At 73.4% G+C, this 19,480-nt stretch carries 4 protein-coding genes (1 of these 4 running past the window's edge); 2 read left to right on the top strand and 2 right to left on the bottom strand.

The annotated features are described in order from the left end of the window. Both POL67_RS33790 and POL67_RS33800 read right to left on the bottom strand, forming a co-directional pair. Positions 1-14,826: the 5' portion of a type I polyketide synthase gene (locus POL67_RS33790; RefSeq protein WP_271924734.1), read on the bottom strand. It extends 5,943 nt beyond the left edge of the window; only the first 14,826 of its 20,769 coding nucleotides appear in the window; its start codon is at positions 14,824-14,826; its stop codon lies off the left edge, out of view. A 350-nt stretch (positions 14,827-15,176) separates the two neighbouring features. Then, positions 15,177-16,880 (bottom strand): alpha/beta hydrolase domain-containing protein, encoded by a 1,704-nt coding sequence (locus tag POL67_RS33800; RefSeq protein ID WP_271924735.1) that lies wholly within the window; start codon positions 16,878-16,880, stop codon positions 15,177-15,179. Between the two features lie 289 nt (positions 16,881-17,169). Between POL67_RS33800 and POL67_RS33805 the strand changes: the two genes are divergently transcribed. Together POL67_RS33805 and POL67_RS33810 are read left to right on the top strand one after the other, a co-directional pair. Beyond that, positions 17,170-18,402, top strand: a complete 1,233-nt coding sequence (locus tag POL67_RS33805; protein WP_271924736.1) for a hypothetical protein — start codon at positions 17,170-17,172, stop codon at positions 18,400-18,402. Next, positions 18,399-19,460, top strand: coding sequence for a hypothetical protein (locus POL67_RS33810; RefSeq protein ID WP_271924737.1), 1,062 nt, complete (start codon positions 18,399-18,401; stop codon positions 19,458-19,460). Before POL67_RS33805 ends, POL67_RS33810 begins: the two co-directional genes overlap by 4 nt. Positions 19,461-19,480 lie beyond the last annotated feature (20 nt).

A 19,480-nucleotide genomic window follows, 5' to 3' on the forward strand; every position in this document is an offset into this window, starting at 1 on the left:
CAGGCCCCACTGGATGCTCGTCGCCGGCAACCCCTCTGCGGCGCGTGCATGCGCCAGCGCGTCGAGGAAGGCATTGCACGCCGCATAGGCCGCCAACCCCGGCACGCCGAGGACCGACGCCATGGACGAGTACATCACGAAGAAGTCGAGCGGCATCTCCCGCGTCGCCTCGTGCAGGTTCCACGCGCCGAGGATCTTCGGCCTCGCGGTGGCCAGGAGCTCCACGTCCGCAAGCTCCAGCACCGTGCGGTCTGCCACCACCGCCGCGGCGTGCACCACGCCGCGCAGCGGCGGTAGATCGCGCGAGATCGCACCGACGATCCGATCGACGTCGGCCCGGCGCGAGATGTCCCCCTGGACCACGAGCACCTTCGCGCCCAGCGCCTCCATCGCGCCGATCGACACTCGCGCAGCCTCCCCCGGCGCGCTCCGGCCCACCAGCACCAGGGAACGTGCGCCCTGCTCGACCATCCAGCGCGCCAGCACGAGGCCCAGCCCGCCCAGCCCGCCCGCGATGAGGTACGTCCGATCCGCCGCGATCTTCGCCGGCGGCGCGCCCGCTTGCGCCGGCGTGCCCAGGCTCGTCCGCACCAGACGCGCCACGAACCGGCCCTCCGCGCGCAGCGCGATCTGCTCCTCACCGTCGCCCGCGAGGAGCTCGCGCGCCAGGAGATCTGCCTCGCCGGACAGCGGCACCGCCGGCAGATCGATGCACGTCCACTCGAGCTCCGGGTGCTCCATCGCCGCCGCGCGCGAAAGCCCCCACAGCGGCGCCTGGGCCGCCGAGACCGGACCGGTCCCCATCGCCTGCGCCGCGCGCGTCACCAGGATCAGCCGCGGCGGGTTCCGGAACGCGCGCCGCACGATCGCCTGCGCCAGCACCACCGCTGCGTGCGCTCCGCGGCGAAGATCCGCCTCGAGCGTCGCGGGCGTCGTCTCTGCCCGGGGCGCGGAATCGAGGCTCCCGCAGTGGACCACGCCGCGACAGGCGCCCGCGAGCAGCCTGGAGAGCTCCACCGGCTCGGCCGCGTCGATCTCGATGCACGCCTCGCCCCGTGCGCGCAGCGCCTGCGCCAGCCCCGCGCCGGTGTCGTGCGCGTCGCGGAGGAGGATCCACGGCGCTCGCTCCCGAGGCCGCGCCTGCGCAGGAGCCTCGATCGGCAGCTCGCGGTGACGCCAGGCCACGCCGTGGACGAAGTCGTCGAACGGATCGGTCGCGGTCGGAAGCGGCACGAGCTGCGCGTCGCCCAGCTCGAGGAGAACGCCGCCGTCGTCGTCGAGGACCGCGAGCTTCAGGTCTCGCGCGTCGCCGCGGACGTACACCCAGACCTGCGCCGGCGGGCGCGCGTGCATCCGCACGCGGGCAAACCCGATCGGCACGAGCGTGCGCTCCGCCGAACGCGCGCACACCAGCGCCATCATCACCTGGAAGCAACCATCGAGCAGCGCCGGATGAGCCTGATAGTCGGCCGTCTCGCCCGACAGCTCCGGCGGCACGCGCACGAGGCCGATCGCCTCGCCGTCTCCCACCCAGATCCGCTCCACACTGCGAAGCCGGGGTCCGTACGCCACGCCGAGCTGCTCGATGCGCGCGTAGTGCTCGGCCGCGTCCACGACGCCCGCGCAGCGCGTCCGGATCTCCGCCGGCGTCGTCTCGCGCGGCTGCCGCGTCCGCGGCGCGACGTGGAGCTCCGCGACCGCGTGGCGCGTCCACGCCTCCGCTCCCTCCGCGCGACACGCGATCGCCACCGTGGCGCGTCCCGCCTCCCGCGCGATCGCCACCTGGAGCGCGCCGCAGGGCAGCGACAGCATCCGCTCGAAGCGCACGCCGGCGAGCTCGAATCCGTCCGCGCCGTGCAGCGCGGCGCCCGCTGCGAGCGCCATCTCGAGGTACACCCCGCCCGGCAAGATCGCCTCGCCGCCGAGCCGGTGCTCGACGAGCCACGGCGCAGCGTCGATGAGCGCAGGCTGCTCCCAGAGCCGCTCCTCGGGGTGCAGCGAGGATACGAACGGTACGCCCAGGAGCGGGTGCTCCCCGGCAGCGCGGGTGCTCCGCGGCGCCGCATGGCGCGGCCGGACCTCCGGCCAGTATCGCTGGCGCCGGAACGCGTACGTCGGCAGGTCGACCCGCCGGAGGCGCGGTTGCCTCCCGGGCTCGCCGCTCGCCACGTCGCCGAGCAGCTCGAAGCACGCGCGGAGGTCGACGCGCTGACCGTGGGCGTGCAGCGCGCCGAGCGACATCAGCATGCGTGCGAGGTCGCCGTCGTCGCGCCGCAGCGAGCCGACGACCGCGCCCGCCGCGGCGGCGCCTCCCTCGAACGTCTCGGTCAGCGCAGGCGCGAGCACCGGGTGCGGGCTGACCTCGACGAAGCAGCGGTGCTCGTCCGCGATCGCTCGCTGCACGGCGTCCGCAAACCGGACGGTCTGGCGGAGGTTGCGGTACCAGTACGCTCCATCCAGCTCGCCACCCGCCACCGGCCCGCCCGTCACCGTCGAGTAGAGCGGAATCGCCGCCGCGCGCGGCGTGATCCCCGCCAGCGCACGGACGAGCTCCTCCTCGACTGCCTCCACCTGCGCGCCGTGCGACGCGTAGTCCACGCGCACCTTGCGCGCGTAGATCTGCGCGCCCGCGAGCCGCTCGAGCAGGGTCTCGATCGCCTCGGGCTCGCCCGCGACCACCACCGCGCGCGGGCTGTTGACCGCCGCGATCGCCACCCGCGCGCCGAACGGGGCGAGGTACGGGGCGAGCGTGGCGGCGCCGAGCTCCACCGCCGCCATCGCGCCCCGGCCGGCGAGCCGGGTCAGCGCGCGGCTGCGCAGGGCGACCACCGCGGCTGCGTCCTCGAGCGACAGCGCACCGGCCACGTGCGCCGCGGCGATCTCGCCCTGGCTGTGCCCGATCACCGCATCCGGCGCGACGCCCATCGCGCGCCACAGCGCCGCGAGCCCGATCATCACCGCGAACAGCGCGGGCTGCACCACATCGACCCGCTCGAGGCTCGGCGCGCCCGGCTCGCCGCGGAGCACCGCCAGCAAGGACCAATCCACGTGCGGCGAAAGCGCGCGCTCGCACGCCGCGATCTGATCGCGGAACACCGGCACCGTGTCGAGCAGCGCGCGCGCCATGCCCGGCCACTGCGAGCCCTGCCCCGGGAACACGAACACGACCTTGCCGCCACCGGTGGACGATCCCACCACCGCGTGCGGCGTCGGCTCTCCCCGCGCGACGGATGTCAGCGCGTCGAGCAGCCCGGCCCGATCGCGGGCGACCAGCGCCGCCCGATGCTCGAGCCGCGCGCGCGTGGTAGCGAGCGAGTACGCGACATCGATCAGCGGGAGCCCGGGATGCGCCTCGAGGTGCTCGCGCAATCGCACGGCCTGAGCAGCCAGCGCGGCCTCGCTCCGGGCCGACAGCAGCACCGGCACCGCCAGCGAAGCTCCGCCCGCCCCCTCCGGCGGCTCCTCGCCAGGCGGCGCCTGCTCCAGGATCACGTGCGCGTTGGTGCCGCTGACCCCGAACGACGACACGCCTGCCCGCCGCGGTCGCCCGTCCGCGACCCAGGGCACCGGCTCGTTCAAGAGCCGCACCGCCCCCATCGACCAGTCGACGTGCGGCGATGGCTCCGCCGCGTGCAGCGTCCGCGGCATCACCCCGTGCTGCATCGCCAGCACCATCTTGATCACCCCGCCCACGCCCGCCGCCGCCTGGGTATGTCCCAGGTTGGACTTCAGGCTCCCGAGCCACAGCGGACGATCTTCGGATCGATCTCGCCCGTAGGTCGCCAGCAGCGCGTGCGCCTCGATCGGATCGCCCAGCCTCGTGCCCGTGCCGTGCGCCTCCACGACGTCGACGTCGTCGGGCCGGAGCCGCGCGTCCGCGAGCGCCTCGCGGATCAACCGCTCCTGGGCCGGCCCGCTCGGCGCCGTCAGCCCCTGGCTCCTGCCGTCCTGGTTGACCGCCGAGCCGCGCAGCACCGCGAGCACCGGATGGCCGTGGCGCCGCGCGTCCGACAGCCGCTCGAGCACCAGCATGCCGGCGCCCTCGCCCCAGCCCGTCCCATCCGCCGCCGCCGAGAACGCCTTGCACCGGCCATCCGGCGAAAGTCCGCGCTGGCGGCTGAACGTGATGAACATGCCCGGGGTCGCCATCACCGTGACCCCACCCGCCAGCGCGAGCGTGCACTCGCCCCGACGCAGCGACTGAACCGCGAGGTGGATCGCCACCAGCGACGAGCTACACGCCGTGTCCACGGTGAGGCTGGGACCGTGCAGCCCCAGCGCGTACGCGATCCGCCCCGACGCCACGCTCGGCAGGCTGCCGAGGCCGACGTAACCCTCGAGATCGCCCGGGGCGTCGCGCAGCAGCGTCGCGTAGTCGTTGTAGATCACCCCCACGAACACGCCGGTCTTGGAGCCGTGCAGCGTCGTCGGGGAAAGGCCCGCGCGCTCCACGGCCTCCCACGTCGTCTCGAGCAGCAGCCGGTGCTGCGGATCGACCGCCAGCGCCTCGCGCGGGCTGATCCCGAAGAGCTCGGCATCGAACCGATCGGCGTCGTGGAGGAAGCCTCCCTCGCGCGTGTAGGCCTTGCCCACGGCCTCCGGATCCGGATCGTAGAGCGTCGCCAGATCCCAGCCGCGGTTGTCCGGAAAGCCGGCGATGGCGTCGCGGCCCTCGACCAGGAGCTGCCACAGGTCCTCGGGCATGCGCACGCCGCCGGGGAACCGACAGCCCATCGCCACGATCGCGATCGGCTCGTCGGCGCCGGCCCTCGGATCGGGCGCAGGCGCGGGCGCGGCCTCGGGCTGTCCCTCGGGGCCCCCGAAGAGCTGGTGGGCGAGGAAGCGCGCGAGCGCTCCGGGCGTCGGGTGGTCGAACAGCAGGGTGGTGTGCAGCCGGGCGGCCGTCGCGTCGGCCAGGCGGCTGCGGAGCTCGACCGCCATCAGCGAGTCGAGCCCCAGCTCTCGCAACGGCCGCTCGGCCGGCACGGTGCTGGGATCTCCCAGGCCAAGCACGCCTGCGACCTCCACGCGTACCCGCTCGAGCAGGGCGCGCTCGCGGTCCTCGGCCGACAGCGCGCCGAGACGGTGCTGGAGCGAGGAGGTCGCCGCGGCGTGCGTGACCACCGGACGCGCTGCAGGGCCTCCGGCCAGGCCTCGGAGCACCGGGGACAAGGCATGGGCGTGCGAACGCAGCGCGGCGGCATCGAACCGCGCCGGGACGAGCGCGGCGTCGGGTCGCGCGAGGGCAGCGTCGAACAGCGCGAGCCCGTCGTCCGGCGACAGCGGGCGCAGGCCACCACGTCCCAGCCGTTCGACGACACCGTCGGTGAGGCGCGCGTCCATCCCGGCGCCGGTCTTCCAAAGTCCCCAAGCGAGCGCGAGCGCGGGGAGCCCCTGGGCGCGGCGATGGTGGGCCAGCGCGTCGAGGAACGCGTTGGCCGCGGCGTAGCTGGCCTGGCCGGCGCCAAAGACCACCCCCGCGACGGAGGAGAACAGGACAAACGCGGATAGCTCCAGCGTCCGCGTCAGCTCGTGCAGGTGCACGGCGGCGTCGAGCTTGGCGCCAAGGACGGCGCGCAGCCGCTCCGGCGTGAGCGCACCGACGACGCCACCGTCGAGCATGCCCGCGGCATGGATGACCGCGGTCAGCGGATGCTCGCGCGGGATCCCGGCCAGCAGCGCCGCAAGCGCGGCCCGGTCGGCGGCATCACACGCGGCGATCGTGACGCGTGCCCCGGCGGCCTCGAGCTCGCGGCCGAGCGCGTCGGCGCCGGGCGCCGCGGGGCCCTGCCGCGACGCGAGCACGAGGTGCGTCACGCCGTGGACGTGGACGAGGTGGCGGGCGAGCAATCCGCCGAGGGCCCCGGTGCCGCCGGTGATCAGCACCGTGCCCTGCGGAGCGAGCGGGCGCGGCACGGTGCGCGCTCGCTCGGCCCGCGCCGGCGCGAGCCGAGGGACCAGACATGTGCCCCCGCGTAGCGCGAGCTGGGTCTCCGCCGCGTCTCCGCCGGTGAACCGCACCGCGCGTGAGGCCTCGGTGTCATCACTGTCGACCAGCAAGATGGATCGATCGGGGCGCTCGCTCTGCGCGGACCGGACCAGTCCCCACAGCGGTGCGTGGACGAGGTCAGGCACGTCCTCGCCGGAGCGCGCGGCAACCGCCCCGCGGGTCAGCACGACGAGGCGCGACGAGGCCAACCGCTCGTCGGCGAGCCACGCCTGGAGCTGCGCGAGCAGCCGCGCGGTGGCCTCGTGAGCCCCGGCGATCACGTCGGCCGGCGCCGCGGCGGCAACACGCGAGCGCCACGGCACCACGACCGCATCAGGAGCCGAGGCGCCGCGATCGAGCGCGGCGATCAGCGCGGCGAGATCGGGGTGGCGATCGAGCACAACACCGGCGGGCTGCAGCTCGAGCCCCTCGGGTGCACCGACGAGCGTCCAGCGCTCGGATCGTCCCGGCGCGGAAGCGATGCGCGACAGCTCGGTCCACTCGAGCCGCAGCAGCGCGTCCTGAGAGGCCCCCGGCGCGCCGCGCACCTGCGCCGCGGAGGCCGGCCTGCCGGTGAGCGCCTCGATGTGCGCGAGGGGCTCGCCGGCGCCGTCGGCGATGGCGAGCGAGGTCGTGTGCTCCGCGCCGCCGCGCGCGAACCGTATGCGCAGGCTGGACGCGCCGACCGCGCGCAGCGACACACCGCGCCACGAGCCCGGCAGCGCGATGCCGCTGGTCTCCTCGAGCTCCTGCGCGACCAGCGCGTGCAGCGCCGCATCCAGCAGCGCCGGATGCAAGGCGAAGCGTCCAGCGTCGGCGGCCGTGGCTGCGGGGAGCTCGACCTCGGCGAACAGCTCGTCACCGCGCCGCCAGATCCCCCGCAGCCCCTGGAAGTCCGCGCCGTAGGCGAGCCCCGCTGCGGCGAGCCGCTCGTAGATTCCCTCGAGCGCGACCGCGGCGGCGCCCGGCGGTGGCCACGCGTGCAGCGCGGCCATGCGCTCGCTGGCCGGTGATGCAGTCGCGAGCGTGCCGATGGCGTGCCGGGTCCAGGTCACGCCGGCGGGCGCGTCCTCGGCGCGCGCGTGGATCTCGAGCGAGCGCCGGCCGCCCTGGTCGACGGCGCCGACCGTAAGCTGCACGAGCACGCCCCCCTGAGCCGGGAGCACGAGCGGGGTCTCCAGCGCGAGCTCCTCCACCTGCGGAAGCCCGACCCGGTGCGCGGCCACGACCGCGAGCTCGACGAACGTGGTCCCCGGCAAGATCACCACGCCGAAGACCTCGTAGCCGGCGAGCCACGGGTGCTCGACCCGCGAGAGCCGGCCAGTGAACAGCACCCCCTCGCTGCCGGCCAGCACGATCGTGGCCCCCAGCAGCGGGTGGTCCGCCGCCGCGAGCCCGGCGGACGCGAGATCCGCGCGGCTGGCTCTCGGCGCATCGAGCCAGTGCCGCTGGCGCTGGAACGCGTACGTCGGCAGCTCGACCTGCCGCGGGCGGATCGCAGCTTCGCGCCGATCGAAGTACGCGCTCCAGTCGACGCGGTGGCCGCGCGCGTGCAGCTCGCCGACCGCCGCCGTGACGGTCCCATCCTCCGGCTGATCCTTGCGCAGGATCGCCACGCAGCCCCTCCGCTCGCCCTCGTGCGTCGCAGGCTCCACCGCGTCCTGCGCCAGCGCGGACAGCACGGCGTGCGGCCCGAGCTCGAGGAAGGTGTGGACGCCCTCGCCGTGCAGCGCGCGGATCCCGTCGGCAAACCGCACCGCCTGCCGGACGTGGTCGACCCAGTACGCCGGCGAGCTCAGCTCCGCGTCCGTCGCCATCCGCCCCGTCACGTTCGACGCGATCGGGATCTGCGCAGGCCGGTACGTGAGCCCCTCCGCGACCCGCCCGAAGGCCTCCAGCATCCCGTCCATGTGGTGCGAATGGAACGCGTGGCTCACCCGCAGCCGCGCCGTCTTCCGCCCCTGCGCCTCGAACCGCGCTGCCACCTCCCCCACCGCCGCCGCGTCCCCGCTCACCACCGTCGACGTCGGCCCGTTGATCGCCGCGATCTCCGCGCCCGCCCCGTCCCCCGCCTCCCGCCGCGCCGCCAGCAGCGCCCGCACCTCTTCCTCGGACGCGTGCACCGTCACCATCGCCCCGCCACCCGGCAGCCCCTGCATGAGCCGCGCGCGCCCCCCCACCAGCGCGCACGCGTCCGGCAGCGACAGCACCCCCGCGACGTGCGCTGCCGTAAGCTCCCCGATCGAGTGCCCGAGCAAGAGGTCGACCTGGACGCCCCACGACGCGAGCAGCCGGAACAGCGCGACCTCCAGCGCGAACAGCGCCCGCTGCGCGTACAAGGTCTCGTCGAGCAGCGCCGCGGCCTCGCTCCCCTCGGCAGCGAACATCACCTCGCGCAGCGGCCGCCCTCCCTCGGCGACCGCGGCGTCGAGGTGCGTGCACGCCGCGTCGAGGGTCTCGCGGAACACCGGGTACGCGTCGTACAGCCCGCGGCCCATCCCCGGCCGCTGGCTGCCCTGTCCGGTGAACAGCACCGCCAGCTTGTTATCGCCGGTCCGCGAACCCACCACCACGCGTGGCGCGGACAACCCCTGCGCAAAGGACGCGAGGACACCGAGCAGCTCGGCGCGCTCGCGGGCGACGAGCGCCACGCGATGCGCGAGCTGCGAGCGCGTGGTGACCAGCGAGTACGCGACATCCACCAGCGCGAGCTCGGGACGCGCGACGAGGTGCTCGTGCAGCCGCGCGGCCTGGGCGCGCACCGCGGCCTCGCTTTTGGCCGACAGCACCACCGGCACCGGCGACACCACGGCCGGCGCCGCTCGTTCGACCTCTCCCGAGGCGTCCCGCGGCGCCTCCTCCAGGATCACGTGCGCGTTGGTCCCCGAGAGGCCGAACGACGACACGCCCGCGCGGCGCGCCCGCCCCGCGGCATCCCGGGGCCACGGCCGCCGCTGATCGACGACCGCCACCGGCAGCGCGTCCCAGTCGATGCGCGGGTTGCGCGGCGAGGTGTGCAGCGTCGCCGGCAGCGCCTCGTGGCGCAGCGAGGCGATCACCTTCGCCACGCCCGCAAGCCCGGCCGCCCACTCGAGGTGGCCGACGTTGGTCTTCACCGCCCCGAGCAGCAGCGGCCGGTCCGCCGGGCGCTCCCGCCCGTACACCGCGCCGAGCGCGTGGACCTCGATCGGATCGCCGAGCGCCGTCCCCGTGCCGTGGCACTCGACGAAGTCGACGTCGGCCGGCGCGAGCCCCGCGTCGTCGAGCGCCGCGCGCACGACCTTCTGCTGCGACGTCCCGTTGGGCACCGTGAGCCCGCTCGACGCGCCGTCGTGGTTGATCGCGCTGCCACGGACCAGCGCCAGGACCTCGCGCCCCGCCGCGCGCGCATCCGACAGCCGTTCGAGCGCGAGCACGACCACGCCCTCGCCGCGCCCGTAGCCGTCGGCCTGCGCCGAGAACGTCTTGGACCGGCCGTCCGGCGAAAGCGCCCGCGCGCGACACATCCGCACGAAGCCGTCGGCCGAGGCCAGCACGTTCACGCCCGCCGCCAGCGCGAGCCTGCACTCGCCGTGGCGCAGCGCCTGACACGCCAGATGCAGCGCCACCAGCGACGACGAGCACGCCGTATCGACCGACAGCGCCGGGCCTTGCAGCCCCAGCGTGAACGAAAGCCGCCCCGCCGCCAGCGACGGGCTCGTCCCCAGCATCGCGTGCGCCTCGGTGGACGGCGCACCGTGCAGCGACAGGTAATCCCCCGGCCCGATCCCGACGTAGGTCCCCGTCTGCGAGTCCCGCAGCGCCGCCGGCACGATGCCCGCCTGCTCGAGCGCCTGCCAGGCCGTCTCGAGCAGCAACCGATGTTGCGGATCGATGTGGTTGGCCTCGAACGGGCTGATCCCGAAAAACGCCGCATCGAACAGATCGATCCGATCGAGCAGCGCGGCCTCGCGGACGTAGCTCTTCCCGGGCGCCGCCAGATCGGGATCGTAGACCGCGTCGGCGTCCCAGCGGCTCGCCGGGATCGGACCGACCGCACAGGCCTCGCCTTCGAGCAGGCGCCACAGGCCGTCGGCGTCGTCGGCGCCGCCCGGCATCCGGAGCGCGAGGCCGACGATCGCGATCGGCTCGTCCCTCGGCGCACGCGCCGGCGGGATCACGCGCGCCTCGTCGGTCGGGTCCCCGGACGCCCCGAGCGCCGGTGCGAGCGCCGCGCGGAGGAACGCCGCGAGGTGGTGGGGTGTTGGACGATCGAACGCGACACTGGAGGAGAGCGCGACGCCCGTGACGTGCTCCAGCCGGAGCCGGAGCTGGGTCACCGTCCACGAATCGAGGCCCTGATCGAAGAACCCCGTGTGCGAATCGATCGACGACGTGGCGGAGTGGCCGAGCACGGCGGCGGTCTCGGCGAGCACGATCGCGAGCAGGTGGCGCAGCCGATCCGGCTCGGACAGCGCGCGCAGCCGGCCGAGCAGCGCCGGGTCCCCGGCCTCCGGCCACGACGCTGCGAGGGGCACCGGCGCGGGCTTGGTGGGCGCGGCCTCGGCGTGAGGCCTCCCCGGCGCCGCGCGCCAGAACCGCTGTCGCTGAAACGCGTACGTCGGCAGCTCGACCCGCCGCGGCCGCCGCGGCTGGTAGTACGCGCTCCAGTCGACCGGCTGCCCGAGACAATGCAGCTCGCCGAGCGAGCAGAGGAAACGCGAAAGATCGCCGTCGTCGCGCCGCAGCGAGCCGACGACGGCAGCCGGCACGCCGGCGTGCTCGAGCGTCTCGCCGAGCGCGAGCGCGAGCACCGGGTGCGGACTCACCTCGACGAACGAGTGATGTCCGTCGGCGGCGAGGCGCTCGATCGCGTCCGCAAACCGGACGGTCTGCCGGAGGTTGCAATACCAGTACCCGGCGTCGAGCTCGTCGCCCGCGAGCGGTGTGCCGGTGACGGTGGAGTAAAGCGGGATCCGGGCGGCGCGCGGCGTGATGCCGGCGAGCCCCGCCACGAGCTCCGCCCGGGCGGCCTCGACCTGCGCGCCGTGCGAGGCGTAGTCGACGCGGACCTTCCGCGCGAACACCCCCGCCGCCGACAGCGCGCCGAGCAACGTGTCCACGGCGTTCGCGTCCCCCGAGACCACCGTGGCGCGCGGACTGTTGATCGCGGCGATGGCCAGGCGATCGCCGAGCGGCGCCGCGTGAGGCGCGAGGGCGTCAACGCCGAGCTCGACGGCGGCCATCGCGCCGTGGCCGGCGAGCCGGGCGAGCGCGCGGCCGCGCAGGGCGATCACCGCGGCGGCATCTTCGAGCGACAGCGCACCCGCGACGCAGGCCGCGGCAATCTCGCCCTGGCTATGGCCGACGACCGCGTCGGGCTCGATGCCCATCGAGCGCCACAGCGCGGCGAGCGAGACCATGACGGCGAACAACGCCGGCTGCACGACATCGACGCGGTCGAGCGCGGGCGTGCCCGCGAAAGCGCCGTCGCCACGCAGCACGTCGAGCAGCGACCAGTCGACATGGCGCGCCAACGCGCGCTCGCAGGCGAGGAGCTGATCGCGGAACACCGGCGCGCTGTCGAGGAGCGCCCGCCCCATGCCCTGCCACTGCGAGCCCTGGCCGGGAAAGACGAACACCACCTTGCCGCCGCCGGTGCGCCGGCCGACGACCGCGCGTGGCGCGGACCGTCCCGCGGCGAGCGCATCGAGCGCATCGAGCAGCTCCGGCCGATCATGCGCCACGATCGCGGCGCGGTGCTCGAGGCACGAGCGGGTGGTGACGAGCGAGAAGGCAACGTCGATCAGCGCGAGCTCGGGGCGGCTGACCAGGTGCTCGCGCAGCCGCTCGGCCTGACCGCGCAGCGCGGTCGTGCTCCGGGCCGACAGCACCACCGGCACCGGCTCGATCGGCGCCTCCTCGCCGGAGGCCCGCGTCGCCCCGAGCACGAACAACCTCGCGCGGGCCTCAGCGAGCGACCGCCGCTCGTCGTCCCCCCCGCGGGCGGTGTCCGTCGGGCGGCGGAGCGCCGCCAGCACCTCCGCCGGCGCACCACGCGCCGCGACGCTCTCGGCGAGCGCGGACGCGAGCACCGGGTGCGGCCCGAGCTCGACGAACACACCGTGATCCTCCGCGAGCTGCTCGATGACCGCGCCGAGCTGCACCGGACGGCGCAGGTTCCCGGACCAGTACCCCCCGCCCAGATCGGCGCCGTCGACCCGGGCGCCCGTGACCGTGGACCACATCGGGATCCGCGGCCGCCGCGGCTGGAGATCCCGCAGCGACGCCTCGAGCTCCTCGAGGAGCGGCGCGGTCATCCGCGGGCTGTGGCCCGCCACGTCGACGCGGATCACGTGGCTCGTGGTGCCGCGCGCCCGCCACGCCTCCACGAGCGCGTGCACGGGCTCCGCTGCGCCGGAGATCACCGCCTGGCGCCGGCTGTTCACCGCCGCGAGCTCGACCTGGCCGGCGTACGGCGTGAGCATCGCCGCCACCTCGGCCGCCGGCAGCTCGACCACCGCCATCGCGCCCGGCCCCGCCGCCCAGGCCTGCACGCGGCTGTAGTGATGGATGACCCGCGCGGCGTCCGCCAGATCGAGCGCCGCCGCGACGTAGGCCGCGGCCACCTCGCCGGCGCTGTGGCCGACGATCACGTCCGGCTCGACGCCGTGCGCGCGCAGGGTCTCGGCCAGGGCCACCTGCACCGCGAAGAGCAACGGCTGCACGAACACCGCGTCGTCGAACCGCGAAGGCGCCGCCGGCTGCACGAGATCCTCGACGATCGACCGGCCGAGCAGCGGACCGAGCGCGCGATCGCTCCGCAGCACCGACGCGCGGAACACCGGCTCGCGCGCGAACAGCTGCCGGCCCATGCCCGCCCACTGCGCGCCGAGCGGCGAGAACACGAACACCACGCCGGGACGCGCCGGCGCGCGGCCCCCCGCGATCAGACCGGCGTGCGGCACCCCGCCCAGGAACGCGTCCAGGGCCTCGATCGCCTCGCCGGACGAGCGCACCACGGCGGCCAGGCGATGACGCCCGGACGCTCCCTCGGATCGATCCGCCGGCTGCCCCGAGGCGCCGGCTGCGCTCGCAGCGAGAAGCTCGCCGAGTCGCGCGCCCGCCGGCGCATCCGCGAGCTCGCGGCGCAGCCCTCTCGCGCGCTCGGCAAGCTCCCCCTCCGCCGGCGCCGCCAGCGCGAGCAGATGTACGTCCGGTGCCGGCCCCTCGAGCACCGCGTGGGCGTTGGTACCGCCCCAGCCGAACGAGCTCACGCCCGCCAGCGCGCGCTCCGACGCCGCCGCCGGCCATGGCTCGAGCGCGGTCGGGACGCGGAGCCCCAGCGCGCCGAACCGGATCTCCGGGTTCGGCGGCTCGGCATGGAGGCTCGCCGGCACCTGCCGGTGCTGCATCGCGAGCACCGCCTTGAGCAGCCCCGCGATCCCCGCCGCCCCCTCGGTGTGGCCGATGTTCGTCTTCGCCGAGCCCACCAGCAACGACCGCTCCGCCGCCCGCGCGCCGCCGAGCACGGCCCCGAGCGCTCCGAGCTCGATCTGATCGCCGAGCGGCGTGCCCGTGCCGTGCGCCTCGACGTAGTGCACGGCCCCCGGCTCGATCCCCGCGCGCGTGTACGCCTCGCGCAGCACCGCCTCTTGCGCCGCGGGGCTCGGCGCCGTCAGCCCGTAGCTCGCGCCGTCGTTGTTGACCGCCGTCGCGCGCACGAGCGCGTAGATCCGATCGCCGTCGCGCTGCGCCTGCGACAGCCGCTTCAGCACGATCACCCCACCGCCCTCGCCGCGACCGAAGCCGTCGGCGTTCGCGCTGAACGCCTTGCACCGCCCGTCCGGCGAAAGCCCGCCGAACTTCGACACGAACACCATCGTCTCGGGCGCCAGCAGCAGGTTGACGCCGCCCACCAGTGCCACCTCCGCCTCGCCGCTCCGCAGGCTGTGCCCCGCGTAGTGCAGCGCCACCAGCGCCGACGAGCTCGCCGTGTCGACCACCACGCTCGGGCCCCGCAGCCCCAGCACGTACGACACCCGGTTCGCGATCATGTTCGGGGCCTGCCCCGTCGCGCGGTGCGCGGTCATGCCCGCCGCGTCGCCTGCCGTCAGGTCCGCCCAGTCGTGCCACATCGAGCCGAAGAACACCCCCGTCGCGCTGCCCTCGAGCGACCGCGGCGGGATCCCCGCGTGCTCCAGCGCCTCCCACGACAGCTCCAGCGCCAGCCGCTGCGCCGGATCCAGCTCGTGCGCCTCGCGCGGCGAGATCCCGAACACCCCCGGATCGAATTGATCGACGTGCTCGAGCAGCGCCGCGCGGCGGCTCACCGCCTTGCCCGGCGCGCTGCGATCTTCGTCGAAGTACGCGCCTCCGTCCCACCGCTCTGCGGGCACCTCGCCCGTCGCATCGACGCCCTCGGCCAGCAAGCGCCAGTACGCGTCCAGATCGGGCGCTCCGGCGAATCGACACGCCATCCCCACGATGGCCAGCGGCTCGTCGCGCCGGTCACTCCCGCCCGACGGGACCGGCACCGTCAAGGGCGCTCCGTGCGCGCGCGCCTCCGGCTCGCCGGCGACCACGTAGCGCGCCAGCGCCTCGATTGTAGGGTGCTCCCACATCGCGGTCGCGCTCAACCTCCGGCCGACCAGCGCCTCCAGCTCGCGCAGGATCTCGAGCGCCTGCCTCGAGTCGAGGCCGAACCGCGCGAACGGGGCGCCGAGGTCGATCCCTGCCTGCTCCTCTCGCGGCGCGGCGCCCACCAGCGCCGCCATTCGCGCGACGAGCCATTGTCTGATCGCATCAATGGCCTGAGACGACGAGCTCTCCTCGAAAAACAACGGCGCGGACTTCAATGTTCCTCCGGGCCGGAGTCTTGACACTCGTCATCCAAATACTCCAGGAATTTCGTACATGTCCAGGACAGACATCACCTTACCTGCAGGCTCCACTGTGAGCCACCCACCATCAGAAAAGGATCAATCTGGTTCGGGTTCCCCGTGATACGCACCGTCGACCCAGACCCGCTCCAGCTTGGTGTATTCGCGACGCGCTTCCTGCAATACCGGCACGGCCCCATCACGATCTTGCGTCGACGCTGGCGTTAGAATGATGGCAAGCGCCCTTCAACCCGCAGATCATCGACCCGCGTCGAGGGTCCGTGTTCACGGACTGGAGGGCGCTCGCGGTGTTTCTCGACAGCCTGCTAAAGCTCGATCTTCGACGCGTCGAGCTGATCGTTCACCGCGTCCGCGGCCAGGGTCTTGCTCGGCGGCGGCGCCGTTCCCTTCTCGGCCCACTCCACGAGGGCGTCGAATGCACGCTCGGCGTAGGGCTGCAGGATCGTGAACTTGTCCTGCGCGCCCTCCTCGGCCGGCGTGCCGTCGAAATCGAAATCGAGCACCCCGTCCGAATGCAGGTCCACGTGGCCGCCGCCGGCCACGACGTAGAGCCGGTACAGGTCCGGATCACCGTACGTGGTCACCGCGTCGCGGTAGTCCTCCGCGTTCGAGATCACCCCGAGCAGCCCGTCCGCGTCGCCGTGAATGCTCACGAGCGGCGCCGAGAACTCGCCCGTGTTCGCGTTCTTCAGGGCATACGACACGCTCTCCTCCGTCCAGCCGGCGTCCGGCGCCGAGGCCAGGAACGCATAAAACGGCGGCGGATCCATGTCGTTCGGCGGGAAGCAGCTATACGCCGCGCTCCCGGCCAGATCGTGGCCGAGGAGCTCCGCCTTGAAGTAATACGCCGTGAAGTTGTAGTACCCGATCCCCTTGAATTGCGGCAGCGACGCCTTGAGGGAGTCGAACGCCGTGTTGTAGGCGCCCCATATCGTCGCCGACGGCGCGCCGAAGCCCGCGGCGATCATCGCATCCTGGGCCCCCGAGAACGGCGGCGTCTCCGCGAACGCGGCCGGCGTCGAGAGCGTCGCCGCATCGTAGGCCCACTTCATCGCGAGCGCCGCGCGCTCATTCGAGCTCACGAGGTGGTTTGCCGCGGCATACTCGGCCGGCGTCACCGTCCCGTTCTTGTCCTTGTCGAGCACCCGCGCGTCGGGCCAGTACGCGCCCGACCAGTCGAGCCCACCGGCGAAGATCCGCTTCCCGCCGGCCTTCTCGCGCTCGTGATCGATCTCCAGCGCGCGCCGCACCTGATATCCGCCGTTCGACAGGCCCACGGCATACACGTGGGTCGGCGCCTTGCACGTCACGATCTCGATCTGCTGCGCGGCCCACTCCGCGAGATCCAGCATCATCGCGCCCCAGTGCTGCGTCGGGTGCGCCTTGTTCAGCAGCGTCGCGTTCCCGTCGACCCCGCCGTTCGTCATTCCCTTGTTGCCGGCCACGTAGGCATAACCGCGCCGTAGCACCCAGGGCACGATCGTCCCCTCGTTCGCGAATTCGCTGCGCGTACCGGGCGTCCCCGCCACCACGAGCTTGCCGTTCCAGTCGTTCGGCATCTTCAGCACGATCTCCTGCGTCCGCGTGACCCCGCCTTCGGTCACCGTGAGCGTGCCCGTGACCTCGATGCCGGCCACGTCGTCCTTCGGCGCGAGCTTCAACGAATGCAGGAGGCTCGCCTGCATCTTCTTGACCTTCGCTTGCTCCTCGGGCGGAAGGTCGTCGAATTCGGGCATCCCGGCCTTGAGGGTCCAGTAGTTGATGTGCGCGAGCCCCCCGTCGCCGTTGCCGTTGTAGAACCTGCGTAGCGTCCCCGTGAGCCCGCCATCGAGCCCTTCGAAGTCCATCGCCGGCACGCACGGCTGTGGGGGAGGATTGCAGGCATCGCCCACGCAGGGCGGATTTTGCGCCGGCTCGTCGCTGCACCCCGCGAAGGAGAGGGCGGCGAGGGCCACGGCCGCCTGGAATGGGTTTGCCTGTCGAGTGAAGGATCGGAAGTTCTTGAGCATCGGGTGAAATCTACCAAGGACACCCCGGAGCGCTCAACGTCGGCAAAGGCACGGCGCGCCACATGCGCAGCCGCGTCGGCAGGATCCCGCGCGTGGCCGCGTCCGCCGCTTCGCAGGCCCCTGTCGAATTTCGGGCGGTCGTCGTCGATGTTCTGCACTTTCGGAACGGATAGGCCCCTGATCCCACCCCTCCCCTCTTGCCGGCACGGCGCGTGCCTCTACCGTGATAGCCTGCTGGATGCCGCGATCTCCTTTTCGCGCGCCGGCGCCTTCGCCACGAGGTAACACCGTGCGATCACCTCCCCGACGCCTCCTCTTGTCCGCGCTGCTCACCGCCCCGCTCCTCGCGTTTGCGGCGCCCGCCGCGGCGGACGACGCGCCGCCCGCGCTCCGCTGGGACCAGCCCGTGAGCTGTTACAACCTGAAGGAGGGAAAGACGCTCCGCGTCCAATGCACGCAGGACGCCAAAGGAGAGACGTGCCTCGTCGCCCCCGGCGAGATGGTCGGCATCGGCGATCCGCTCGACAAGGTCCAGCCCTGCACGCCCTACAACGATGACGCCTACCGCGATCTCGCGCGCCGCGCCCGCATCGTCCCCGCGGTCGCCGAGGCGCCGCCCGGGTATGCGCGCGGCGAGAGCGGCCGGGCCTTCCAGGTCAAATTCGACCTTTTGAACCGCTTTTACATCGGCGTCGGCTGGGCCCCCACCCTGCAATCGAGCCGCGGGTTCGCGATCCCCGCGGGCTTCCCGTTTGCCCGGGCGAACGCCGAGATGGGCATCCACCTCAGCATTCTCTCGCCGCGACGGCGCGCCCGGCACGACCTCCGCATCCTCGAAGGCAGCGCGACGTTCGCCGACCTCGAGCTCCGCGGCACGCTCCTCTCCTACGATTACCAGCACGAGCACAGGCGCCCGCTCTTCTGGATCAGCACCTTCTTCGGCGAGCCCGACGTTTTCCCGATCCTGCCGCGCATGGGCTTCGGCTTCCGCGTCCTCTCCGTCCTCGATCGCCAGCCCTCCTTCCGCGACGCCCTCGACATGGAGTTCGGCGAGTTCCACGTCGCCTGGAACCCCTGGCAATCCGACGACATGTACAGCCACCTCCGCGTCGAAATCGGCGGCAATTTCGGCGCGCACTGGCAGGATCGGACCATCGTCTCCGGCAAATCGGGCAATTATTTCCTCGGACCCACGGCCGCGATCGAGACCCGCATCAGCCTCGGCAAGGGCGGCCTGCATTATCTCTTCAGCGACCTCACGTTCCGCCGCCCCACCATCGTCTCCGGCGATCTCACGGGCGAGACCGTCAATCGCCTCGCGGGCTCGTTCGCGTACGAGGGCGTGCTCGTCGCGATCAACGACCAGCCGATCTCGGTCCGCCTCGCGGCCGAGGGCCGCACGCAGAACGATTTCGTGCGTGACGTGCGGGCGGTCGAGCTCCGCTTCTTCGCGGGCCTGCGCATGTCCTTCGGCGCCCCGCCGCGCGTCTTCGAGCCGATGCCCGCCTTCGAGGACCCGTGATCCGACGCTCCCTCACCGCTGCGATCGCTGTGATCGGTGCGATCGCCGTGACCCCCGCGCCCATGGCCGCGGCGGACGAGGGAGACTTTCGCCATTCGCCCAAGGGCCGCACCTTCCGCGTCCGTTTTGATCTCGAAAGCCGCATCCGCCTCGGCGCCGCCGCCTCCGGCGCGCGCAAGGAGAACGGCCGCATCACCCCTGCGCTCGAGGTCCATGCAGGCATCTCCATCCGCCGCCGGTATGCCTTCGGCGAAGGGCCCGCGCGGGTCGAATGGCAATTCGATCAACGCATTCTCTCGGGCTTCGTCGCCCCCTTCGCCCGCCCGTTCGGCGACATGCCCTCCTTCGACGCCGTCCTCTACGGCGCCGCCGCGCACCGCCACGACCTCGCGCCGCGCATCGTCCTGCCCTCCTCGCCGCCGCTCAGCATCCCTTTCCCCTTCGACGTCGGCTTCGACGCCGAGTTCGGCCGCGTCATCGTCCCGCGGGCCCTGCCCACGGGCACCGCGGACGGCGGGGCCATCCCCTTCCTCCGCGTTTCTGTCGCGCGCGCGACCGCCTACCTCGATCCTTTGCGCTCCAACCATCCCGGCCGCAGCCTCGAGATCGGCGTGGGCGTGCGGTACGACCTCGACGTCTACGGCGCGCAGCGCGGCACCGGCCCCGAGGGCTCGATCGCGCGCCCTCGCCTCGTGCACCGTGTCGCCCCTGGCACAGCCGGCTCGCTCCGCTTCCGCTTCGAGACGCAGGACGGGCTCCTCTCGCTCGACACCCGCGCCGAGATCACCCCGCACTGGACCAGCGAACGCACGTGGAAGGTCGGCGCGCTCGGCTACGGCCGCGTCGAGCGCACGATCCTCGCGATCAACGACGAGCCGATCTCCCTGTTCCTCGAAGGCAGCTACCGCCTCGTCCCGCCCACGCTCGAGCTCGCCGCGCTGCACGACGTGCGCGCGAGCCTCGGCATCAGCTTCGGGCTCGATCTCACGCCGAACCCGCGCGTGAAAAAGATCCTGCCACGCTCGCGGCAGATCCCGACGACGGCGCCCGCTCCTTGAGTGGGCTCTTCTTTCGATCG

This window comes from Polyangium mundeleinium, assembly GCF_028369105.1.
Lineage (GTDB): Bacteria > Myxococcota_A > Polyangia > Polyangiales > Polyangiaceae > Polyangium > Polyangium mundeleinium.